Here is a 22,166-nt window from a genome sequence, read left to right on the forward strand (position 1 = left end):
ATCCGCCTTGCTCTACGGAACACCCGTGACGAACGCGTGCGAGAGAGCAGGCGGGGGGCGTAGCCTCCCGCGGCAGAAGGGAAGGTGGAGGATGAGGCCCACGCAGCCCGCTGGCTTCCGGGAGATCCAGCACCAGGAGTTCGAGCGGCTCTTCGGGCGCCTGGTGTGGGCCCGCTTTTTCGCGCTGCCGCTGCTCGGCACGCTGGTGGGCTGGCTCGCGCTGCTCGAGCCCGCGCCCTGGCGGCGCACCGTGCTGCTCGGGGTGCTGGTGCTCATCCCCACCTTCTTCGCGGTGGAGGTGGTGCGCTACCGGCGCCAGGGGCTCACCCGGCGCGCGGTGCCGCTCAACCTCACCCTCGGCGTGGGCGGCATCCTCCTGGTGCTCTTCGCCACCGGAGGCCTCTCCAGCCCCTTCCTCTACGTCCTCCTCCCGGTGACGCTGATGGTGGGCCTGCTGCTGCCGCCGCGCCTCGTGCTCGGGCTGGTGGGCACGGCGCTCGTCGCGGTGTGGGCCTTCGCGCTGCTGGGGGCGGGCCACGGCCTGCCGGACTTCAACCCGGAGGCCTTCGGAGGGGGCACGCGCGCCGCCCCCTCGCTCACCCACCTGTACTTCCACGCGGGCTTCCTCTCGCTCGCGCTGCTGTTCGCGGCCACCGTGGGCCGCAGCCTGCGCGGCGGCTTCGACGCGGTGCTCTTGCGCACGGTGCGCGCGCAGGAGGACGCGCTGCACGCGCACGCCGAGCGCACCCAGGAGCTCACGGCTTTGAGCGCGGAGATTGCGCACGAGCTGAAGAACCCGCTCGCGAGCCTCAAGGGCCTCGGCGGCCTGCTCACCCAGAACGTGCCCGAGGGCAAGGGCGCCGAGCGCCTCGCCATCCTGCGCGGCGAGGTGGAGCGCATGCAGGGCATCCTCGAGGAGTTCCTCACCTTCTCGCGGCCCCTGCTGCCGCTCTCCGCCGCCCCCACGGACCTCGCCGCCCTCTGCGCCGAGGTGGTGAGCCTGCACGAGGGGCTCGCCCAGGAGCGCGGCGTGACGCTCTCCCTGCTCCCGGGCGGCGCCACGGTGCAGTGCGACGCGCGCAAGGTGAAGCAGGTGCTCATCAACCTGGTGCAGAACGCGCTGGAGGCGAGCCCCGCCGGTGGCGAGGTGGCCTTCGAGGTGGGGCTCTCCCCGGGCGGCGGCGCGCGCGTGCTGGTGCTCGACCGCGGGCGCGGGCCCGACGCGGGCCTGCTGCCGCGCCTCTTCGAGCCGGGGGTCACCACCAAGGCGCGCGGCAACGGGGTGGGGCTCACCATCGCGCGCGCCCTCGCGCGCCAGCACGGCGGCGAGCTGCAGCTCTCGGCGCGCCCCGGCGGCGGCGCAGTGGCCGAGCTGTGGCTGCCCGCGGCGCCCCCGCTGCGCGCCGAGGAGGCCGCGGCATGAGCGCGCGCATCCTCGTGGTCGATGACGACGCGGCCCTGCGCTACACGCTGCGCGAGATTCTCGAGTCCGAGGGGCACCGCGTCGCCGAGGCGGCCGACGGCGAAGAGGCTCTGGCACGTTTCGCCGAGGAGCCCTTCGCGCTCGTGGTGACGGACCTGCGCATGCCGCGCCTGGACGGGATGGAGCTGCTGCGCCGCCTACAGGCGCAGACGCCGGCGCCGCGCGTGGTGCTCGTCACCGCGCACGGCTCGGAGCGCCAGGCCGTGGAGGCGATGAAGGCGGGCGCGTACGACTACTTCCGCAAGCCCTTCGAGACGGACGAGCTGCTCGCGGTGGTGGGCCGCGCGCTGGAGACGGTGCGGCTCGCGCAGGAGAACGAGCAGCTGTCCGGAGAGCTCGCGCTCGCGCGCACGCTGGTGTTCGCGTCCGAGCCGATGCGCCGGCTCGCGCTGCTGGTGGGGCGCGTGGCCCCGCGCGACGTGACGGTGCTCATCAGCGGCGAGAGCGGCACGGGCAAGGAGCGCGTGGCCGAGGCCCTGGTGCGCGCGAGCCGCCGCGCGCGTGCCCCGTACGTGCGCTTCAACTGCGCGGCCCTCACCGCGGAGCTCGCGGAGGCGGAGCTGTTCGGCCACGCGAAGGGCGCCTTCACGGGTGCGGTGCGCGCGCGCCCCGGCCTCTTCGGCGAGGCGGACGGCGGGACGCTGCTGCTTGATGAAGTCGGAGAGCTCTCGCCCGGGCTGCAGGGAAAGCTCCTGCGCGTGCTGCAGGAGGGTGAGGTGCGCGCGGTGGGGGAGGAGCGCTCTCGCCGCGTGGACGTGCGCGTGCTGGCGGCGACCCATCGCGACCTCGCCGAGGAGGTGCGCGCGGGGCGCTTTCGCGAGGATCTCTACTACCGCCTCAACGTGGTGCACCTGCGCGTGCCCCCGCTGCGCGAGCGCCCCGAGGACATCCCCGCGCTCACGCAGTACTTCCTCTCCCGCTTCGAGGAGCGCTTCGGCCTCGCGCCGGTCGCGCCCTCGCCTGCGCTGCTGCAGCGGCTCTCCGCGTACGCGTGGCCGGGCAACGTGCGCGAGCTGGAGCACGCGCTGGAGAGCCTGCTCGCGCTCAGCCCGGACGGGGAGCTGGACCTCTCGCTCCTGCCGAGCGCGGCGGTGCCCGCGCCCGGAGACGGCGGCGCGGCGCTCACGCTGAAGCAGCGCGTGGACGCCTATGAGCGGGGCCTGGTCGCACAGGCGCTGCGCGCGAGCGGCGGCAACCGCACCGAGGCCGCGCGCGCGCTCGGCGTCAGCCGCGTCACCCTGCACGACAAGCTCAAGAAGTACGGGCTGGGCGGCGCGGACGAGCCGGAGGGCTGAGGCTACGCCGCGGCCGCGCGGGTGAGGGCCTGGGTGAGGTCCGCGAGCAGGTCCTCCGGGGACTCGATGCCCACGGAGAGGCGCAGGAGGCCCGGCGCGACGCCCGCGCGCGAGAGCTGCTCGGGCGGCTGGTGGCCGAAGATGAGCGAGGCCGGGTGCACCAGCAGCGTCTCCGTGCCGCCGAGGCTCACCGCGGGGATGCACAGCTCCACGTGCTCGAGCACCGCGAGCGCGCGGCCGTAGGCTTGCTCGTCGCTGCCTGCGACGGTGAAGGAGAGCATGCCGCCGAAGCCGCCCGTCATCTGCTTGCGGGCGAGCGCGTGCTGCGGGTGGCTCGGCAGGCCGGGGTAGTGCACCCGCGCCACGGCGGGGTGGGCCTCGAGCGCCTGGGCGAGTGCGAGCGCGCCCGCGTTCTGGGCGGCGAGCCGCAAGGGGTACGTCTTCATCCCGCGTGCGAGCAGCCACGCCTCGAAGGGGTGCAGCACCGGGCCGTGGACGCGCGCGTGCTCCCAGGCCTCGTCGATGAGCGCCTTGCGGCCGGCGAGCAGTCCCGCCGTCACGTCGCTGTGGCCGCCGAAGTACTTCGTCGCCGAGTGCACCACCAGGTCCACGCCGAGGGAGAGCGGACGTTGGTTGAGCGAGGAGGCGAAGGTGTTGTCGCAGATGCACAGCGCGCCGCGCGCCTTCGCGAGCTCCGCCACCGCCGCGAGGTCCGTGAGGGCGAGCGTGGGGTTGGTGGGCGTCTCCACGTAGACGAGGCGCGTGTTGGGGCGCATTGCCGCGGCGAAGGCCGCGGTGTCCGTCTGGTTCACCTGCGTCACGGTGACGCCCGCGCGCGGCAGCCAGTCGGAGAGGAGCGTGAGCGCGCCCGTGTAGTGCGCGGTCTGCGCGACCACGTGGTCGCCTGCGCGGGTGAAGGCCGAGAGCGCGGTGGAGATGGCCGCCATCCCTGAGCCCACCGCGAGCGCCGCCTCGGCGCCCTCAGCCTCCGCGACCAGTGCCTCCACGCCGCGCACGTTCGGCGAGCCGTAGCGCGTGTAATAGGCGGCTGGGTGCACGTCGGTGGAGAGTCGCGCGCCCTCTTCCGGTGTGCGCAGCCGCCAGGTGCTCGTCTGGAAAATGGGCGCGGAGACCGCGGGACCAGCGCGCGCCGCCTCCGCCTCCTCCATCGCCGTGTGCTGCAGCTGCGTGAGCAGCGACCACGTCTTGCGTCCCTTGCGTTCCATCGGGCGAAGCCTCCTTGCCCTCACCCTACGCTGACGCCGTCCGCGGCATATCGCCGCGATGGATTGGACGAATTGGATTAGCGCTTATATAAACACCCCATGCGAACCGTCTTCGTCGATGGGCAGGGCAGTGTGCGCAGTGGCTGGAAGATGCTCGGCGCGGTGGTGCTGACGGCCCTGGGGGCTGCGGGACTCATCTTCGTGCGCCGGCTGCTGCCTGCGGACGTGCGGCACTTCTTGCCCGAGCAGTACCTCGCCTTCCTCGGCGCGCTCTTCGCCTCCTGGGTGTGTCTTCGCCTGGAGCGGCGGCCCTTCGCGAGCCTGGGGCTCACGCCGGATGGCCGCTTTGCTCGCGAGCTCGGCGTGGGGCTCGTGGGCGGCACTGCGCTGCTCGGGCTGGTTGCGCTCATCGTGTGGCTCACGGGCGGCTATCACCTCGCGCGCGTGCCCGAGGCGGGCGTGGCGCTGCTGCTCGAGGGAGCGTGGACGATGCTGGGCGTGGCGCTCTTCGAGGAGGTGCTCTTTCGCGGCTACCTCCTGCAGCGTGCGATGCATGGGCTGGGCAGGCGCGGCGGCCAGGTCTTGCTCGCGGTGCTCTTCTGCCTCGCGCACACCTACCCGCCCGAGCTCGGTGCCGCAGGCCTGGTGCTGGCGATGCTCAACACCTTCCTTGCGGGCCTGCTGCTGGGGCTCTGCGCCGTGCGCATGCAGCGGCTCGCGCTCGCAGTGGGCGTGCACCTCGGATGGAACTGGGCGCAGCAGAGCCTCGGCTTCGGCGTGAGCGGCCACGCGCCGGCGGGCCTGTGGACGCCGGTGTTCCACGGACAGCCGCAGTGGCTCACCGGTGGGCAGTACGGCCTGGAGGCCTCCGCCGTGGCCGCCGTCGTGCTCGCGCTCGCCGTGGTAGCGCTGGCGCGGAGGGCGCGTGGCTCGCAGCCCTCGACGGCCCCGGCCGTCGCGGCGTAGGAGGGGCCCCATGCCGCGTGGACTCGGAACCCAGCTGCGTCACCTCATCGAGCTGCTCGACGGCGCCGTGGCCGAGGCCTACGAGGCGCAGGGCTTCGACTACCGCCCCCGCTACACCCCAGTGGTGCGCGCGCTGCTGCAGAAGGAGCCGCTCACCATCGGCGAGATTGCCCAGCTCGCCGGCATCACCCAGCCCGCAGCGACCCAGACTGTGGCGCTGATGGTGAAGGAGGGCATCGTGTCCTCGGAGCCCGGGCTTACGGACGCACGCCAACGCCTCATTCGCTTGGGCCCCGAGGGACGCGCGCTGCTGCCCAGGCTGCAGCTGAGCTGGGAGGCGACGGCGGGCGCCGCGGCGAGCCTCGATGCGGAGCTGCGCGTGCCGCTCTCGCAGTTGCTCGAGGAGGCCATCCAGGCGCTCGAGAAGAAGTCCTTCGGCAAGCGCATCGCCGAGGCGCGCGCCCAGCTCGAGGCGCCTGCGAAGAGGGCCGCCGTAGCCCAAAAGCGGCGCCGGTCCCGCGCTTGAACAATCCCTCACCCTGCCCCTCTCCCAGAGGGAGAGGGGACTTCACACGATGAAGTGCTCGCCCGGCCCTTCGCCCACGAGCGAGGAAGGACGCAGCTCCTCGTCGCTCGGCAGGAGGCGTGCGCTCACCAGCACGCGCCAGTCCTCGCCGCCCTCGTCGAGCACCTCCACGCCGGACACGTAGCGCGGCTCCTGCGCGTGGCGCATGCGGCGCTCGCGCGCGAGCTGGAAGAGGCAGGCGCGCAGCTCCCGCAGGGAGGCGCGCGTGAGGGGCTGCACCAGCGCCTCCGCCCGGGCGAGCTCGTGCGCGAGGCGCTCTCCCTCGAAGGCCCGCGCCCCGTTCCACACCAGCGCCGCCGCGTGCAGGAGCGCCTCGTAGGCCTCGCGCACGAGGGGACGCGGGAGAAGTGCCGTGAGGGGTTCGGAGAAGCCGATGAGCAGGCCGGACATACTCGCCTGGTCCAGCTCCTCACCGAGGAGGGTGTATGCGCGCCGGGTGTGCTCCTCGCGCCGCTCCCGCAGGCGCTGCTGCCGCTCGCGCCGCTGCCGCCGCCGTTGCTCCGAGTGCATGCCCCGAAGCTGCGCCGATGTTCGCTCCGCTGCACCTGTCCTCGGGGGAACGGCGCGGCCCGAGTGCCCGCTCGCCCGGCAGTGGGCCCTGCGCCGCGCGCACGGCACGCAGGGACATCGCATCTTCCCGGGCATGCCCCCACCCCCAGGCGTCGCCGGCCTCCGCGTCCTCGTCACCGGGTCCACCGGGGGCCTCGGGCTCGCCATGGCGCGGGCGCTCTACGGCGCCGGCGCGCGGGTGCTGCTCACCGGGCGGGACGTGGCGCGGGTGGAGCGGGCGCGGGGCTCGCTGGGCGCGGGGCCAGGCGAGGCGCACGGCTGCGTGCTGGACGTGCGCGACGAGCGCTCCATCCGGGCGGTCGTCGCGCAGGCCGTGGAGCGCTGGGGTGGGCTGGACGTGCTGGTGAACAACGCAGGCATCGGGATGCGCACGGTGAACCCGCGCTTCCTCACCGAGCCGCAGCCCTTCTGGGAGGTGAGCGCGCAGGGCTTTCGCGACGTGGTGGACACGAACCTCACCGGCTACTTCCTCGTCGCGCGCGAGGTGGTGCCGCTCTTCCTGCGCCAGGGGGCGGGGCGCATCGTCAACATCAGCATGAACCACGAGACGATGCGGCGCCGGGGCTTCGTCCCCTACGGCCCCTCGCGCGCCGGCGCCGAGAGCCTCTCGCACATCATGGCGCAGGACCTCGCGCCGCACGGCATCACGGTGAACATGCTGCTGCCCGGCGGGGCCACCGACACGGGGATGATTCCCGAGAGCCTCCCCGCCGAGGCGCGCGCCGGGCTGCTCTCGCCGGACGTGATGGCCGAGCCCATCCTCTTCCTCTGCTCGGAGGAGGCGCGCGGGCTGAGCGACGCGCGCCTCGTCGCCCGCGAGTTCGCCGCCTGGCGCGAGCAGTGGCGAAGCGCGCGCCCGCAGTAGGCTCCTCCGCCTGCCGGGCAGCCGGGCAGGGCGCGGATGACGCCCGCCCCAGCCGCACGCACCTTTGAGCCCCGAACGAGAGGCGACGACCATGGCGATGAAGAGTGTGGACCCGCGCAGCGGGAAGGTGCTCGAGACCTTCGAGGAGCACGACGACGCCGAGGTGGAGCGGCGGCTCGCGCTCGCAGCGACGGCCTTCACCCGCCACCGCGTGACTCCCTTCTCCCAGCGCTCGAAGTGGATGGCGCGCGCGGGCGAGCTGCTCGACACCGAGAAGGCCCAGATCGCTCGGATGATGACCCTGGAGATGGGCAAGACGCTCGCCAGCGCGGTCGCCGAAGTGGAGAAGTGCGCCTGGGTGTGCCGCTACTACGCGGAGAACGCCGAGCGGCACCTCGCGGACGAGGACGTGAAGACGAACGCCGAGCGCAGCTACGTGCGCTACGAGCCCCTGGGCCCGGTGCTCGCGGTGATGCCCTGGAACTTCCCCCTCTGGCAGGTGTTCCGCTTCGCCGCGCCGGCGCTGATGGCGGGCAACGTGGGGCTGCTCAAGCACGCCTCCAACGTGCCGCGCTGCGCGCTCGCCATCGAGGACGTGTTCAAGCGCGCGGGCTTCCCCGAGGGCTGCTTCCAGACGCTGCTGGTGGGGAGCAAGCGGGTGGAGGCGCTCATCAACGACGGGCGGGTGAAGGCCGTGACGCTCACCGGCAGCGAGGCTGCGGGGCGCAGCGTGGGCGAGCAGTCGGGGCGCGCGCTGAAGAAGTCGGTGCTGGAGCTGGGCGGCAGCGACCCCTTCATCGTCATGCCGAGCGCGGACCAGGAGAAGGCGGCCGAGACGGCGGTGAAGGCGCGCATCATCAACAACGGCCAGTCCTGCATCGCGGCCAAGCGCTTCATCGTGGCGGACGCCATCTTCGACGCCTTCCGCGACCGCTTCGTGCAGCGCATGCAGCGGCTCGTGATGGGCGACCCGCTCGAGGCGAAGACGGACCTGGGGCCGCTCGCCACCGAGAGCATCCGCAAGGAGCTGCACGCGCAGGTGGAGCGGATGAAGAAGGCGGGCGGCCGCGTGCTCACCGGCGGTGTGATGCCGGACGGGCCCGGCTACTTCTACCCGGGCACCGTGGTGGTGGACCTGCCGCCGGACTCGGACATCGCGAAGGAGGAGGTGTTCGGCCCGGTCGCCGTGCTCTACCGCGTGCGCGACCGCGAGGAGGCGCTCGCGCGCGCGAACGGCATCCCCTTCGGCCTCGGCTCCAGCGTCTGGACGCGCGATGCGGCCGAGCGCGACTTCTTCGTCGCGGGGCTCGAGGCGGGCTCGGTGTTCGTCAACGCGATGGTGTCCTCGGATCCGCGATTGCCCTTCGGAGGGGTGAAGGCCTCGGGCTACGGGCGCGAGCTCGCGGCGTTCGGCATCCGCGAGTTCTGCAACGTGAAGACGGTGTGGTGGGAGGGCTCGCAGGCGGGCCAGCCCCCGGGCCTCTCCGAGTAGCCGCTACTCCGCGGGCTCGACGAGATCGAAGAAGGCGTCGATGGACTCGAGCAGCTGGCGGCGCAGCTCCTCGCGCGTGCCGTGCAGCGAGTGCAGCGCGAGCGAGGCCTCCTGGCCGCCGGGGCCCTGCACCGTCACGTGCGCGTGCGGCAGGCCCGCGCCCTCGGGTGCGCCGCGAAAGAGCTGCAGGCCATAGACGAGCGTCAACTCTTCGCGCACGAGCTTGAGGGGCATGGTGCTCCCCGCATAGCCCTGCGCGCGGTCACCCGCAACGCGCTGCGACATGTCGAGTAGCGAGCGACGCAGTGCGTCCACGCGTTGATTGGCGTGTCAACCTTCCAGAAGGCTTCTGCGCGGTTCGTGGCTCCCCCGAAGGAGGCGTCCGCAATGAAGCGACTGGTAGCGATGCTGGCGGTGTCCGTTTTGTTCGCAGGCTGTGGTGAGCAGCAGGAGCAGGCCCCACAGGAGCAGGTCTCGCCGGAGATCGACGGCGAGCAGGCCGCTCCGGTGAAGGAGGGCACGCTCTCGCTGCAGGAGAGCGCGGGCGCGGCCGAGGGGCGCTTCGTCTCCGGCGACGACGTGGTGGCCTTCCGCTCGCGCGAGGTGGAGCCCGGCGTGTTCAGCGTGGACGTGAGCCTGCACGGGCTCGCGCTCAACGCGCTGATGGACCCGGCCAACGGCGCGGGCTCGCTGGACGGCTTTGCCGAGGCGAACGGCGCGGACACGCAGATCGTGGACGAGGACCGCGCGGTGCTCGCCGGCTTCTCCGCGGCGCTCAACCGCGACCTGCCGCAGGGTGACGCGGCGAGCCCCGCGGCCAAGTACCTGCGCCGCTCGGTGAGCCTGTGGGCGGAGCACCCGTCCAGCGTGGAGCTGGAGCGCACGGTGCTCGGCGAGCGCGGCCGCGGCTACACGATGCTCTGCAGCTACGCGAAGTGCGGCGGCGCCTACACCGGCAGCTGCAGCAGCTGGAACTGGTACTCGTACGCGAAGCACGACTGTCAGCACGGCGGCTTCGACGCGACCATCAACCAGCAGATCGCCCAGCTCGGCAACCACGGCACCTGCAGCGGCGACGAGTACTACTACAGCAGCGGCTGGAAGTGCGGCGAGCCGGACCACTGGAGCCGCCCCAAGGTGTACGGCAACTGCTTCGGCCGCTGCGGCGGCGGCTGCGGCGGCGACACCCAGTACACCGTGGACGCGACGAACCACGACGGCTGCGTGCGCAACGGCCACGCCCTGGCGAGCGCGTACTGCGACGACCAGTTCACCTCGGCGAGCGACGACGAGCTCTACGCGGGCAACTGCTACTAGTGCCGATGCGCATGAGCTCTCTTCGTCGTGTCCCGGCGGTGGCGCTGCTCGCCGCCGCCGGGCTGCTCTTCCCGGCCTGCTCCAGCACGAGCGGGCCGGGGGAGGCAGCCGAGACCGTGGTGCGCCGCTTCTTCACGGCGCTGCCCTCGGGCGACTGCGCCCAGCTCGCGCCCCTGCTGGTGAACGCGGCCGCGTGCGCGGAGTCGGTGCGCGAGCTCAACGAGCACGCGGTGCGGCTGCAGGAGGTGCTCTCCTCGCAGGTGGACGGGCGCACCCCGGACGCCGTGCTGGTGCGCGCCCGCATGCAGTACGGTGAGCACGTGAAGGCCCAGGTGCTGCGCGTGGAGCGTCACGCGGGCAGCTGGAGGTTGCGGCTGTGAGCCCCAGGCACCCCGGAGACTCATCCATGACGTCGACCTTGCGCACCCGCCTGCTCCTCGGCGCTGGCCTCTTGCTCCTGCTCGGGCTCGGGCTCGAGTGGGGCCTGCGGCCCGCGCCCGCGGCCCCCGTGGACCCCGCGGCGCAGGCCGCCTCCGAGGCCGCGCGCGCCGGCGGGGAGGCGGCGGCCTCCGCGGCGCTGCAGGCCGCGCCCCCCGCCGCGACCCCCGAGCCCCTCACCTCCCAGCCCCCGGCCCGCGAGCAGAGCGCGGAGGAGGCCGCGCTGCCCACGGACACGGCGGCGCAGAACGATCCCATCGAGCCCGAGCTGCCGCAGACGCCCGCGTGGAAGCTGGAGAAGACGGCGCACGTGCGCGAGCTGATGGACCGGCAGGTGGCGCGGCTCGAGGCCGAGCGCCAGGCGGCCGTCGCCGCGGGCAAGCCCGAGGACGCGAAGCGCCTGGAGGTGGCGGTGGCGCGCGCGCAGCGCCGGCTCGGGCACCTGCAGGAGGAGATAGCGAAGCTGCAGGCCCAGGCGCAGGAGACGGGCGCGCAGTGAGGCGTGCGGCAGCGCTGCTGCTGCTGCTGCTGCTCGCCGCCTGCGCTCCCGAGGTGGGGGCGCCCGTGGGCGAGCGCCGCCAGGCGGTGGTCTCGGGCACGGGCGCGCCCGCGGACGGCGCGGTGGTGGCGCTGGTGGCGCGGCGCACGCACTGCACGGGCGAGGCGCCGGTGCTGCTCTGCTCCGGCGCGCTCGTCGCCCCGGACGTGGTGCTCACCGCGGCGCACTGCCTCGAGGTGCTGGGCGAGGACGGCCAGTACGAGGTGTTCGTGGGGGCGCAGCTGCTCCCCACGCCGCAGGGGCGCTTCCTGCGCGTGAAGGAGGTGCGCGTGCACCCGGGCTACGTGCGCGCCACCCACGCGCGCGACGTGGCCCTGCTGCGGCTCGCGCTCCCCGCCTCTGAAGCGCCGCTCGCCCTGCCGGAGGCGGACGAGGTGCCCTCCGCGGGGCTCGCCGTGCGGGCGCTCGGCTTCGGCGACACGCACAGCGCCGAGGAGCCCGCGGGCGTGCGGCGCCAGGGCGCGCTGCAGGTGGCGTCGGTGACGGACGCGGACTTCCTCGCGGGGCCCGCGCCCTCCATGAGCTGCACGGGCGACAGCGGCGGCCCGGTGCTGGGCAGCCCGCGCGGGCGCGAGGTGCTTCTGGGCGTCACCTCCAGCGGCGACGTCGCGTGCCGCAGCGAGGCCGTGCAGGTGCGCGTGGACGCGGTGCTGGAGGACTTCGTGCGCCCCTTCCTTGCCCAGGGCCCCGCCCAGGCCGCCCCCGCCGCGCCCTTCGCGCCCGAGGCGCTGTGCCGCGAGGCCTGTGACTCGGATGCGCGCTGCCCCGCCGGGCTGGCGTGCGTGGCGGACGCGCAGGGGGTGGGGCGCTGCATGCTGCTCAACCTGCGCGAGGGCCTCTACGCGGGCGCCTGCTCGGAGGATGCGGCCTGTGGCGTGGGCGGCACCTGCGCCCGGCTCGAGTCCGAGGGCGAGGACGCCTGCCGCTGCTTCAGCGCCTGCGCGCCCGCGGCGGAGGACGGGGGCTGCGCGGTGGGAGCGGGAGGCGCCTCGGGACTCTCCCTGAGCTGCCTGCTCTCCCTGTTGGCCCGCCGACGCGCCAGAGCAGGCAGGCGGGCGCCGCCCGGCTGAAGGGCCCGCACGCGGTGTCTAGCTTCGGCGCATATGCGCCCTGCGTCCTTCGTCCCCGGAGCCGCACTCCTGGCCGTGCTGCTGCTGCTGCCCTTCACGCCCGCGCTCGCGCAGGGGTCGAAGGAGGAGCGGATGGAGCAGCACATCCAGAGCTTCCACTTCTCCGACACGGCCTACATCCAGGAGCCGCAGCAACTGCAGCTGCAGCTGGGCGGGCTGTGGTGGAAGCGCACCGGGGACGACTCCTTCGAGCTGCCGCTGAGCCTCGAGTTCGGCGCCAGCGAGCGCTTCGAGTTCGACGGGGAGGTGGACTTCTCCTTCCCTCAGCCCAATACCGGCAACCTGCGCGCGGTGGAGCGGGCGTCGGCCGGGGTGATGATGGCGCTGGTGGACAGCCGCGCCTCCGGCGTGGCCGTCACTGCGGGTCTCGCCTTCGTGGGCAGCCGCGACTCGCTGGACAACAGCTTCGACCCGGGCGCCGCGCCGAGCCTCAGCGCCATTGCGCAGCGCGGGATGTTCATCGCCAACGTGGAGCTCTCGATGGACATCATCTCGCGCAACAGCAACGTGGACCTCACGCCCGAAGCCGCGCTCGGGCTCGCGCTGGACCTGGGCCGCGTGCAGCCGGTGCTCGAGGCCGTGTACGAGAACGATGAGTCCGCCACCGGCATCTTCGCCGCGGGCCTGCGCTTCCACCCCACGCAGAGCCTGGAGCTGGGCGCCGCGGTGCCGCTCGAGGTGAGCGGCGGCGAGACGCACGTGGGCTTCACCACCTCGGTGGTGCTGGAGCTCGGCGGCTCCTGAGGCTTAGGGTGAGGGCCTGCCATGCGCTCCCGCGTGCTCGCCCTCGTCCTGCTGTTCCTCTGGTACCAGGCCCCCGAAGCGCTCGCGCTGCTCGGCCAGCCCTTCCCCGTCTGGGCGGGCGTGATGCTGCTCTTCCTCCCCGTCGCCTGGCTTGCGGGGCGCGCGCTGCTGGGCTACCGGCCGGGACTCGCGGCGTATGCCCTGGAGTGGCGGCCGGGCGCCCTGCGCGTGCTCCTCCTGCTGCTCGGGGCCTCCGTCCTGCTGCGGGGCCTCACGCTCTGGGTGGGCGCCTCGCTCGGGGTGCTCACGCTCGCGCCGCTCCCGCAGCCGCCCACCGCGAGCGCACTCGCGCTCGGCGTGCTCGGGGCACTGCTCACCACGGTGTTCCCCTCGGTGGCCGAGGACATCCTCACGCGCGGCTTCTGGTACCGCGCCTGGCCGGTGGCGGGCAGGGGCGCCGCCTTCGTGGCCTTCTCCGCGGGGGTGTTCGTGCTCAACCACATCTACCGGCTGGGGCTCGGCCCGCGCGAGTGGCTGATGCTCGCGTGCGCGGGGCTCGCGTTCGCGGCGGCCACGGTGCGCACGGGCTCGCTGTGGGGCGCCGTCGGGCTGCACTGGGGCTGGAACCTCGCGAGCAACCTCTTCGACCTGGTGCTCGACGTGCAGGTGCTGCGGCCGCCCGCGCGCACGCTCCTGAGCGCGGGCACGGGCCTCGCGCTGCTCGCGCTGGTGCTGCTGCTGCCGGCCCGCGTGCTGCGGACGCAGGCCGTCACGCCCTCCCCCTGAGCGGGGCCTACTGCCAGAAGCCCACGGAGAGGCCGAGGTTGGTGAAGCGGCGCGCCACGTCGAAGGAGGCGGTGACGCTCCAGTCCTCCCAGTAGCGCAGCACGAAGACCTCGAAGCCGCCGGTGAGGTGCGGGCGCGGGCTGCTGTCCTTGAAGGGCGAGGGCTCCACGAAGGTGCCCAGGCGCAGCCGCAGCCGGTTCACCAGCGTCTCGTGCTCCACGCCGAAGCGCGGCTGCAGGAGCAGGCTCGAGCCCACGGAGTCCTGCGCGCCCGTCTGCGTGAAGGCGCTCAGGCCCAGCGCCTGGTCCACCCCGTCGATGACGTCCAGCTGCGCGCTGAGCATCCAGCGGCCCGGCGGCTGGGTGGGGTCCGCGTCCTCGGGCGTCTCCTCGCCTTCCGCCGCGAGCTGCCGGCGCGCCGCGGGGGAGAGGCGGTTGTAGCGCTCCTTGCCCTCGCCCAGCCGCCAGCTCGCGCCGAAGGAGTAGAGGCCCGGAGTGACCACCGCGGAGAACAGCTGCTGCCCGGCGATGAAGGGCACCTGGCCGCTGCGCGGGCGCCACTTGCCCACCACCTCGGGGCGCACCGCCGCGCCCACGCGGTAGGAGCGCCCGTGCGGGCGGAAGAGGAAGTCGAACGCGAGCCCCGTGCCGCCGTAGCGCCACGTCTCCCCGAGGTAGCCGAAGCGCGCCTCGGCCGCGTAGATGCCGAAGGCCATGAGGAAGTCGTCCTGGCCCAGCGCGAAGCCGCCCGCGAGCAGGCTGGTGGTGAGGGACGTGTCGATGCGCCCCTCCGAGCCGCAGCCCTGCACCGCGCAGAAGGCCGCGTGGCTGTTGCGCACCGTGAAGCCCAGGCCGTAGCCGCGGTACTGCAGCTGCACGCCGCCCAGCAGCTGGCGCTGCTCGAGCGCGTCGTCCGGCTGGCCGTCGTTGTCGAGGTCCTTGTGCTCGGGGTTGGTGAAGGGGACCGCGAGCCAGGAGAGCGTGAAGCCCCAGTCCCAGTCGCGGTCGAGCTTCGCCGCGCGGTGCGCCACCGAGGCCACGTTGCTGTTGAAGCCCTCCGCGCCCTCGGCGATGCCCACGTAGGCGCCGCCGAGGCCCACCACGCGGCTGCTGCCCAGCAGCGTGCTGGAGCTCACGTAGAGGCGCTCGGCGCGGGTCTGGTCGGTCTGCGTCTGGGCGCTCGCGAGCGGGGCCCAGAGCAGGAGGAGGAGGGGGACGGCGCGCTGCAGGTTCATCAGGCGCCCTTCGGCCCCTCGCTGCTGCCCACCTCGGCGAAGAGGCGGTCGGCCTCGGCGGCGAGCTTCGGGTCGCGGAAGGTGATTCCGCCGGCGTCGTGCGTGCTGAGCGCGAGGCTCACCTTGCGCCAGCGGATGTCGATGTCCGGGTGGTGGTCGTGGGCCTCGGCGACCTGGGCGAGCCGGCGCACGAACTCGATGCCCGCGAGGAAGGAAGGGGCCTCGTAGGTGCGCCGCAGCATCTCGCCCTCGTGGCGCCACTGGGGGTGGGCAGCGAGGAAGCTCTGCAGCTCCTGGGGGGTGAGCAGGGTGCGGTCGTAGGCCATGGGGGCCCTTGTACCGCTCTTCCCCCGGCAGGGGGCGCCCCTCGGGGTGCAGGGCTCAGCACTGAGCGTACGGAAAGTGCAACCCGCCCGCACAGTTGCAGCCCCTACGGTCCGCGGATTCGACCTGTGGGGGGCCGCTGGTACGGTGCGGGCCCATGAACGGAATCAACCTGTGGGCCGTGCTGCTCGCCGCCGTCAGCTCCTTCTTCCTCGGCGGCCTCTGGTACTCGAAGCTGATGTTCCTCGGGCCCTGGTCGCGCGCGGCCGGGCCGCTGCCGCACCAGACCGAGCAGAAGCACCCGGCCCGGGTGTTCGGCGTGAGCTTCCTCTTCGCGCTGCTCGCCGCCGTCGCCTTTGCGTTCTGGCTCGGGCCCCAGCCCCCGCTCGGCGCGGCGCTGCGCCAGGGGCTCATCGCTGGCTTCTGCTTCGTCGCCGCGAGCTTCGGCGTGAACTACCAGTTCGCCAACCGCAGCCCCCTGCTGTGGCTCATCGACGGCGGCTACCACACCGCCCAGTTCCTGCTCTTCGGGCTGGTGCTGGGGCTCTGGCACTGAGTGCTCCCTCTCCCGCTGGGAGCTGAGCATTGGTGGCATCTCAGCCCTTGATTTGCTCCTGGAAGCGGAGGGCTTCGGCGGTAGGGCCGAGTTGCTCGAGGCCGCGGCGCAGCACGACGGAGCCGGGTGGGCCGCCAGAGGACTTGCCGGTGTAGCCGCCCAGTTCGGCGAGCCAGCGCACCGCCTCGCCCAGGGTGGGCACGGAGCGCTGGGCGTACGCTTTCGCGTTGCGCGTGAGCAGAAAGAGGGCGCGCAATTCGTAGGGGCTGAATTCGGTGTCAGCTGGCGTGTCGGGGGCCTCGCGTGCGAGGCGTTTGAGTCGCTCGATGCGCACGGCCACGCATAGCAGCATGAGGGCCCAGCACTCGAAAGCCCGCAGGTGCAGGGCGCTCGCCTCCACCTGGCACCCGGTGCGCTTCCAGGCGCGGTGCACCTCCTCGACGCGCCAGCGCAGGGCGTAGCCGCGCACGACGGCGAGGGCGTCCTTCCAGCGCCGGACGGGCGTGTTGGTGAGCAGAAGCCAGTCGAGCGGCTCCTCACCCTGCGGGCAGGTGCCCTCCTCCCGCGCGTGCACCGCCCACGCCTGCACCGGCAGCGTGCGGCCTGTGCGCGGGCAGGTGAGGTGCAGCAGCACGGAGCAGAAGCGCACCACCATGCGCGCGCGGCGCCCGTGGCGCTTCTCGGAGGGCAGCACGCGCAGGCGGTAGGGGCGGCGCGGGGCTTGGCGCAGCAGCACGTCCTCGAGGTGGCCCGGCTCGCCCTCGGGTCCCTCGCACAGGCGCGTGCGCTGGGCGCAGCGCACGGTGACGCGCGCGCCCTCGGCACTCCACGCCATCCACTCCAGCACCTCGCGCGCGTCCGCGCCCGCGTCCAGCTGCAGCCAGGGCGTGCCGGCAAAGCCCGAGGCCTGCCAGCTCTCCACCACGCTTTGCGCCACCTGCAGCCAGTACCGCGTTTCCTTGTCCTCGAGGGCCAGGCCGTCCGTGCGCGTGCCGCGCGGGCGGGGCGGTGCGCGGCGGCACCACAGCACGTGGCCCACCAGCCCCAGGGGCACCCCGCGCCCACTCAGCAGCGGCGCATTGAGTGTCTCGGCCCCCAGCACCCGCGCCCGCCCGTTGTCCACCCAGCCAAAGCCCTTCTTCCAACTCGCCTCAGGCAACGTCAGGGTGCTCTGGTCCAGGGGCACGTACACCAGCGGCGCCGCGCCTGCGCGCTTCCACGCTGCCCTCGCCGCCGCCTCCCGCAGCGCGCCCGGCGAAACGTCCGGCGACTCCACGAAGTCGTAGCCCGCCTGGCGCGCGGCCGCATCGCGCAGCGCTACCGTCAGCTTGCCGTGGGGCCGCGTCGCGGCCGCCGCCCCCAGCTGCACCCCGCGCTCCGTGCGCCGCTTGTCCCCAAGCACCGCGCTGCCAAACTCCTGCCTCGCCCACGCCAGACTGCCTGCCGCCTGCGTCCTCTGAGTCGCCCGTCGCATCCCTGCACGACAGGCGAGCGGCACCCGGTTCATCCCAGATGCCACCAATGGTCAGCGCTGGGAGAGGGCCGGGGTGAGGGAAGTGCGGCGCCAGGCCTGCCGAGCGGGCGCGGAGGTTGGAAACGGCCTCCGTGCGAATTACCCATACGGTATGGCCACGAAGTCTCGTCGCCCCACCACGCCGAAACGTCCGAGCGCGGTTCCTGAGCGGAGCCGCTCGCGACCAGGCGCGCGCAAGCCGACCGTTCGCGGCAGCATGAAGCTGCTGCGGCCGCTCGACGAGGCGGAGCTTCAGCGTGACGTAGACGAGTCGCTGGAGAGATCGGCTGCGGAACTTCTTCGCGGTTAGGACCTGAGCCTTCGCCTCGCGCCCGACGTAGCAGCCACGACATTGGCCTCTGCAACGATGGAACGCGCATCGGCGGCCTTACCTACGCCTACGAAATGCCAGAACCCCACTGTCAGCGTTTGTGTGAGGGACACGGATCGGGGCACTCGATTGGGCGGTAGGACGTGGACGCGAGTGGCTCACCTGCGACCTGGCTGGCTCGCCCTACCAGGCCGGCTGCTAGACTCAGCCGGTGCACGCTGCCCAAGGTCCAGCCGCAATCGCTCCACGGCCTCTCGCCTACTGGCTTGGTGTCTCCATCTTGGGTGGAGGCGCAGCGATCATGCTCGAGGGGCTCCTCTCGGACATGCTCCGTCGGTACGTGCCCGACTACTTCCTCGTCTATCAGCCGATGCATGGCGGGGAAGCCGTAGGGACTGCGGCGGGCGTCACGGTCGTCCTCGCCCTCTGCATTCTCGCGCTGGCTCGCGCGCTTCGAACGGGCGAGACCTCGCCGCTGTGGACATCCGTCGTGTTCGTCGAGGTCCTGCGCTACGGAGCCGGGCTCCCCGTGCTCGCGCGGCTGCTCACCGATGACAGGTTTCGCGAGGCGCTTCCGTACTCCGTCTCCACCTTTCTGCAGTCCGCGTTTTTCTGGTGGCCCGTGCTCCTGCTGGCCAGCCTCGTCGCGTCGTTGATCGTTGTGCGGCGGCTCCCTCGGCCTGCTGCCCTGTGCGCCGCCTGCGTGGTAGTTGGAGTCACTGCCGCAGTGCTCGTGCTGCACATCGGATTCGAGCGCAGCACCATGCCCCTGTACTACCTGCGTCTGTTGCGAGGCCTCTAGCAGTGCAAAGGCACTTCGGACTGCCCGGCAAGCCAGGTGTGCATGGCGAGCGCGAAGTTCGCGCACGTCGAGACCCGACCGGCCTCGCGCGACGGAGAGCTCCGTGCGGCCATTGAGCCGCACGCGCGTCCGCGCAGCCGTCGAGCAGCTCGCTCACCCAGTCAAGGTTCACCCGCATGGCGCGGTGGATGCGCAGCCAGTGGGCAGGGTCCAGCTTTCGCTCCAGCTCCGCGAGCGGGAGGTCGACCGCCAGGCGGCGAAGGAGACGGCTGCGCACGTCCGCCGCCGCGGGCGGCGCCTCAGGACACGGCGTCGTGCGAGCGGTCGGTGCGACGAGGACGGGCCGCGCGCAGGAGCGTCGCGAGCGCCAGGAGCAGGCCGGGCAGAGCGAGCCCGCCCGGCACGGCCGTGCAGCCGCCCGTAGGCGGCGTGCCGGCGGCGGTCCCTTCGGTGATGACCACCTTGAACTCACACTGAGCTGTGCGCCCCTGTGCATCCGTCGCGCTCGCCCGCACGCGCGTCGTGCCTACCGGGAAGGTGCCCGAGGGCGGAGCGTAGGTAATGGGCGCCGCTGCACCGGTCGCGGCGGCTCCGGAGAGGTCTACCCAAGCCCCCTCGGGCGAGCTCGCCTCGCGCTCCACCGCGTCCACGCAGGTGAGCTCGAGCGCTGGCGCGGCGGGCAGGGAGGTGTCGCGCACGGTGACGGCGAACTCGCAGGTGCTCGCGTTGCCGCTCGCATCCAGGGCGCGCGCCTGCACCCGCGTGGTGCCGAGCGGCAGCGCCTGCTCCAGATCGGGGCTGTAGCGGATGAGCGGCAGCGGGTCGTGGTCATCCACGGCGGTGGCGGGCGCGTTGGGCACGCGCAGGCCGGTGATTCCCTTCCCCTCCAGCACCAGCTCCACCGGGCAGCGCAGCGCGGGAGGCTGCGTGTCGGGGACGGCAGCGCGCAGCGGCAACGCCCAGAGTTCCTGTCCGCTGCGGCGGTCGTCGGCGGCGAAGAAGAGGAAGCGTCCGGCGCGGCCCATCGCGCGCGGGTCCGAGGAGGCGAAGCCCGGTGCCACGTCCCCGACGAGCCGGGTGCCCGCGGGCGTGCCGTCCGTCAGCCACAGCTCACGTCCGTGCTGCGCGTCCGCTGCGGCAAAGGCGAGGAGACCTTCCTCGGGGAGCAGCAGCGAGTACGGTCGCCAGTCGACGCCCGGCGGCGAGCCCGGCGCGAGGTCCACGAGGCGCCGCGTGCCCGCGGCCGTCCCGTCGCTCGTCCACAGCTCCCGACCGGCGGCGTCCTCCGCGCTGAGCAGCATCCGCTCTCCGAGCGCGCCCAGCAGCTGGGGGTCGAGGCGGGGTGTGCCGACCCGGTGCGTTCCCTCCTGCGTACCGTCGCTTGCGCACAGCTCGCCGTTGCAGTTGTAGAGGAGCCGGTCTCCCAGCGCGCGCAGCGAGTACAGACCGCTGATATTGTCGCCCTGCATCCCGGGGGGCGTCAGCAGACGGGTACCGGCCGACGTTCCGTCGGTGGCGAAGAGCTCGCGGCCGCCCAGGGAGGCGAGGTGCCCGGCGACGAAGAAGACGGTCTGCCCCACGCGTGTGAGCTCGCGGGTGGAGTCCAGGCAGGACGCTGCGCAGGGGCGTACGAGCGGCTCGGGCGGGGCGAGCGGCTCCTCGCTCGCCCAGAGCTCGAGGGTGTTCGTCTCGGAGTTGCGCTGGTAGAGCAGCCGCGAGCCCAGCGTGACGAGCTCGCCGCCTCCGTCCGAGACGAGGGTGAGCTTCCCGGTCGCCGGGTCGAACACCTTCATGCCGTCGGAGTCCCCCAGGTACAGCCGCCCCTCGTGCACGTGCGTCACCGTGGGCGGGGTCTCCGGCGGAAGGTCTACGCGGCTGTACTGATGGAGCACGGCAACGCGCTCCGTTCCGAAGGAGGTGCCATCCGTGCGCCACAGCGCATCGGGTCCCGAGGCGGCGCTCGCGACGAAGTAGAGCCAGTTGCCGAGCACCTGGAAGCCGTGCGGACGCGAGCTCTCGGGGCCGCGCACGAGGTCGACCACGCGCACCGTGCCGTCCGCGCGGCCGTTGCTGCGCCACAGCTCGCGGCCTCCCTCGGCATCCTTCGCTGTGAAGAAGAGCGTGCCGCGAAACTCCGTGAAGTCCGTGGGGCTCGAGTCGTTGAGGTCGGGCGCGAGGTCGCGCACGGGCCGGGTGCCGGCCACCGTGCCGTCCGTGCGCCACAGCTCACGCCCACTGTCCGGGGTGAGGGCCGCGAAGAGCACCTGCGTGTCGTGGACGTGGAGCTCGCCCACGGGCGAGGCATCCGGCCACGTCGCGGAGGGCAGCAGCCGCTCCGTGCCAGCGGCCGTGCCATCCGTGCGCCACAGCTCCTGTTGCAGCGCTGCATCGTACGCGACGAAGTAGAGGTGTGGCCCCAGCGCCACCATCCGCGGCGAGTCCGGGTACTGCAGCGCGGGCGCCTGGACCCGTACGCGCCGGGTGCCGGCCGCTGTGCCGTCCGTGCAGTACAGCGCCCGCCGCCACTCGCCATCGACCTGGTCGTCCGCGGTGAAGCAGAGCATGGAGCCCAGCACGGTGAAGGACTTTGGCGCGAAGCCCGAGAACCCGGGGACGAGGTCCACCAGGCGCCGGGTGCCCGACCCCGTCCCATCGCTCACCCACAGCTCGCTCCGGCCCTCTGCGCTGGAGGACGCGTAGTAGAGCCGGTCCCCGAGCACCTGCAGCGGGTAGCCACCGGTGGGCGCCACCCGCACGGTGCCCTCGGCCGTGCCGTCGGTGCGCCAGAGCTCCCCGCCCTCCGTGCCCCACGCGACGAAGTACACCCGGCCGCCCAGTGCGGTGAACAGCCTCGGGTCGCTGCCGTCCAGCACGGTGCCGGGCCGTAGGTCCTTCACCAGCCAGGTGCCGGCGGCCGTCCCGTCGCTGCGCCACAGCTCGCGGCCATGCAGCCCGTCATCCGCCGAGAAGTAGAGCACGCCGCCGATGGCAGTCAGCCCCTCGGGCCGCGAGCCGCGCGAGTCCGGCTGGATGTCGAAGACGCGGCGGGTGCCCTCGGGCGTCCCATCGCTGCGCCACAGCTCGATGTCGTCCTCGTAGCCGTAGGGCCCGCTCGGGGCCGCGGCGAAGTAGAGCACCCCGCCCATCTCCGTGAGCCCGGTGGTGCGCGGGTTGAGGGCGGCCGGGCTCAGGCTCCGGGTGAGCATCACCGTTCCCTCTGCCGTGCCGTCCGTGCGCCAGAGCTGCGAGGCGAAGGTGCCGTCGTGGGCGACGAAGTACAGCGTGCCGCGCACGTCCGTGAGCTGCTCGGGCTCTGAGCCACGCGGCCCCGGAAAGAGGTCGCGCACCATCCAGGTGCCGGCGTCGGTGTCGTCCGTGCGCCACAGCTCGCGGCCCGCCGAGCCGTCGTCCGCCGTGAAGTAGGTGACGCCGCCTGAGCGCGTGAGCGAGGCGGGTTCGGAGCCGGGCGCCATCCCCAGGGTGCGGTGCACGAACTTCTCCGTGTGGATGTCCAGGACCTGAAAGGGGGCGGCGGAGACGGTGAGCGCGGCCGCATGACGGACGACGGGCTCCTGCGGCGTGCATCCCGCGAGCGCCCAGAGCAGGCCGCTGCAGGTCCAGGCCGCGGCCATGGAGAAAGACCGGTGCATGCGAGACCTCGCTGCGTGCAGCTGAGACGAGTGCGTGAAGGGTGCAGGCCCCTTGCCTGCGCTCGGAGGTAGGGTCCGGGGGTGCGGCTGCCCAGCCTCCGCGCACTCCCGTCGCCTCGGGACTGCTCAACGGTGGACGCGCGCTTCGAAGAGAGGGCCCGCCCCGAAGACACTCCGAGCGGCCTCGACGCCTGCGACTTCGCAGCCGTGCAGTCCCCCGGCTTGTGGGCGCGCGCCGCGGGAAATGCGCTCGCTCAGCTGCCTGCGAGGAAGGGGCCGGCCGCGGAATCGCCATCCCC

At 73.1% G+C, this 22,166-nt stretch carries 21 protein-coding genes; 14 read left to right on the top strand and 7 right to left on the bottom strand.

What is annotated here, in order from left to right:
- Positions 1-91: 91 nt before the first annotated feature.
- The gene (locus FGE12_RS04355) at positions 92-1,423 is read left to right on the top strand and encodes a HAMP domain-containing sensor histidine kinase (RefSeq protein WP_153864992.1); all 1,332 of its coding nucleotides are present in this window, start codon (positions 92-94) and stop codon (positions 1,421-1,423) included.
- Complete coding sequence (locus FGE12_RS04360) at positions 1,420-2,778, top strand: sigma-54 dependent transcriptional regulator (protein ID WP_153864993.1); 1,359 nt, start codon at positions 1,420-1,422, stop codon at positions 2,776-2,778. Before FGE12_RS04355 ends, FGE12_RS04360 begins: the two co-directional genes overlap by 4 nt.
- Positions 2,779-2,780: 2 nt before the next feature.
- On the opposite strand, the gene FGE12_RS04365 is transcribed toward FGE12_RS04360, so the two are convergent.
- Positions 2,781-4,004: a PLP-dependent aspartate aminotransferase family protein gene (locus FGE12_RS04365; protein WP_153864994.1), complete on the bottom strand. Its 1,224-nt coding sequence runs from the start codon at positions 4,002-4,004 to the stop codon at positions 2,781-2,783.
- A gap of 99 nt (positions 4,005-4,103) precedes the next feature.
- Here FGE12_RS04365 and FGE12_RS04370 point away from each other — a divergent pair, with 99 nt between their 5' ends.
- Both FGE12_RS04370 and FGE12_RS04375 read left to right on the top strand, forming a co-directional pair.
- Positions 4,104-4,970, top strand: coding sequence for a CPBP family intramembrane glutamic endopeptidase (locus FGE12_RS04370; protein ID WP_153864995.1), 867 nt, complete (start codon positions 4,104-4,106; stop codon positions 4,968-4,970).
- Positions 4,971-4,980: 10 nt separating this feature from the next.
- The gene (locus FGE12_RS04375; RefSeq protein WP_153864996.1) at positions 4,981-5,496 is read left to right on the top strand and encodes a MarR family winged helix-turn-helix transcriptional regulator; all 516 of its coding nucleotides are present in this window, start codon (positions 4,981-4,983) and stop codon (positions 5,494-5,496) included.
- Between the two features lie 42 nt (positions 5,497-5,538).
- On the opposite strand, the gene FGE12_RS04380 is transcribed toward FGE12_RS04375, so the two are convergent.
- On the bottom strand, positions 5,539-6,066 hold the full coding sequence (locus tag FGE12_RS04380) for a hypothetical protein (protein WP_153864997.1): 528 nt from the start codon (positions 6,064-6,066) through the stop codon (positions 5,539-5,541).
- A gap of 133 nt (positions 6,067-6,199) precedes the next feature.
- On the opposite strand from FGE12_RS04380, the gene FGE12_RS04385 reads away from it, so the two are divergent.
- Together FGE12_RS04385 and FGE12_RS04390 are read left to right on the top strand one after the other, a co-directional pair.
- Entirely contained in the window at positions 6,200-6,991 is a 792-nt protein-coding gene (locus FGE12_RS04385) for an SDR family NAD(P)-dependent oxidoreductase (RefSeq protein ID WP_153864998.1), read from the top strand.
- Between the two features lie 91 nt (positions 6,992-7,082).
- Positions 7,083-8,483, top strand: a complete 1,401-nt coding sequence (locus FGE12_RS04390) for an NAD-dependent succinate-semialdehyde dehydrogenase (protein ID WP_153864999.1) — start codon at positions 7,083-7,085, stop codon at positions 8,481-8,483.
- A gap of 3 nt (positions 8,484-8,486) precedes the next feature.
- On the opposite strand, the gene FGE12_RS04395 is transcribed toward FGE12_RS04390, so the two are convergent.
- Entirely contained in the window at positions 8,487-8,717 is a 231-nt protein-coding gene (locus FGE12_RS04395; protein WP_153865000.1) for an allantoinase, read from the bottom strand.
- Positions 8,718-8,870: 153 nt separating this feature from the next.
- Between FGE12_RS04395 and FGE12_RS04400 the strand changes: the two genes are divergently transcribed.
- Genes FGE12_RS04400 through FGE12_RS04425 form a run of 6 tightly spaced genes read left to right on the top strand, consistent with a single transcriptional unit; the run spans position 8,871 to position 13,457 of the window.
- Complete coding sequence (locus tag FGE12_RS04400; RefSeq protein ID WP_153865001.1) at positions 8,871-9,800, top strand: hypothetical protein; 930 nt, start codon at positions 8,871-8,873, stop codon at positions 9,798-9,800.
- An 11-nt stretch (positions 9,801-9,811) separates the two neighbouring features.
- Positions 9,812-10,180: a hypothetical protein gene (locus FGE12_RS04405; protein WP_228530574.1), complete on the top strand. Its 369-nt coding sequence runs from the start codon at positions 9,812-9,814 to the stop codon at positions 10,178-10,180.
- Positions 10,181-10,206: 26 nt separating this feature from the next.
- Positions 10,207-10,737 carry a hypothetical protein gene (locus FGE12_RS04410; RefSeq protein WP_153865002.1) on the top strand — a complete coding sequence of 177 codons (531 nt, stop codon included), beginning with the start codon at positions 10,207-10,209 and terminating at the stop codon, positions 10,735-10,737.
- Entirely contained in the window at positions 10,734-11,867 is a 1,134-nt protein-coding gene (locus FGE12_RS04415; RefSeq protein WP_370458881.1) for a trypsin-like serine protease, read from the top strand. Before FGE12_RS04410 ends, FGE12_RS04415 begins: the two co-directional genes overlap by 4 nt.
- Positions 11,868-11,900: 33 nt before the next feature.
- Positions 11,901-12,671 (top strand): hypothetical protein, encoded by a 771-nt coding sequence (locus FGE12_RS04420; RefSeq protein WP_153865003.1) that lies wholly within the window; start codon positions 11,901-11,903, stop codon positions 12,669-12,671.
- 21 nt (positions 12,672-12,692) lie between these two features.
- Positions 12,693-13,457 carry a CPBP family intramembrane glutamic endopeptidase gene (locus tag FGE12_RS04425; RefSeq protein ID WP_153865004.1) on the top strand — a complete coding sequence of 255 codons (765 nt, stop codon included), beginning with the start codon at positions 12,693-12,695 and terminating at the stop codon, positions 13,455-13,457.
- A 7-nt stretch (positions 13,458-13,464) separates the two neighbouring features.
- Here the strand turns inward: FGE12_RS04425 and FGE12_RS04430 are convergent, their stop codons facing one another.
- Together FGE12_RS04430 and FGE12_RS04435 are read right to left on the bottom strand one after the other, a co-directional pair.
- Positions 13,465-14,691: a hypothetical protein gene (locus tag FGE12_RS04430; protein ID WP_228530575.1), complete on the bottom strand. Its 1,227-nt coding sequence runs from the start codon at positions 14,689-14,691 to the stop codon at positions 13,465-13,467.
- On the bottom strand, positions 14,691-15,017 hold the full coding sequence (locus FGE12_RS04435) for a 4a-hydroxytetrahydrobiopterin dehydratase (protein WP_153865005.1): 327 nt from the start codon (positions 15,015-15,017) through the stop codon (positions 14,691-14,693). Before FGE12_RS04435 ends, FGE12_RS04430 begins: the two co-directional genes overlap by 1 nt.
- Positions 15,018-15,172: 155 nt before the next feature.
- Here FGE12_RS04435 and FGE12_RS04440 point away from each other — a divergent pair, with 155 nt between their 5' ends.
- Entirely contained in the window at positions 15,173-15,571 is a 399-nt protein-coding gene (locus FGE12_RS04440) for a DUF1761 domain-containing protein (protein ID WP_153865006.1), read from the top strand.
- Between the two features lie 40 nt (positions 15,572-15,611).
- On the opposite strand, the gene FGE12_RS04445 is transcribed toward FGE12_RS04440, so the two are convergent.
- Positions 15,612-17,078: an IS4 family transposase gene (locus FGE12_RS04445; RefSeq protein WP_153865007.1), complete on the bottom strand. Its 1,467-nt coding sequence runs from the start codon at positions 17,076-17,078 to the stop codon at positions 15,612-15,614.
- Between the two features lie 638 nt (positions 17,079-17,716).
- Between FGE12_RS04445 and FGE12_RS04450 the strand changes: the two genes are divergently transcribed.
- The gene (locus FGE12_RS04450; protein WP_153865008.1) at positions 17,717-18,217 is read left to right on the top strand and encodes a hypothetical protein; all 501 of its coding nucleotides are present in this window, start codon (positions 17,717-17,719) and stop codon (positions 18,215-18,217) included.
- A 299-nt stretch (positions 18,218-18,516) separates the two neighbouring features.
- Here the strand turns inward: FGE12_RS04450 and FGE12_RS04455 are convergent, their stop codons facing one another.
- The gene (locus tag FGE12_RS04455; RefSeq protein ID WP_153865009.1) at positions 18,517-21,867 is read right to left on the bottom strand and encodes an ELWxxDGT repeat protein; all 3,351 of its coding nucleotides are present in this window, start codon (positions 21,865-21,867) and stop codon (positions 18,517-18,519) included.
- Positions 21,868-22,166: the final 299 nt, after the last annotated feature.

Source organism: Aggregicoccus sp. 17bor-14 (assembly GCF_009659535.1).
In the GTDB taxonomy this organism is placed as follows: Bacteria; Myxococcota; Myxococcia; order Myxococcales; family Myxococcaceae; genus Aggregicoccus.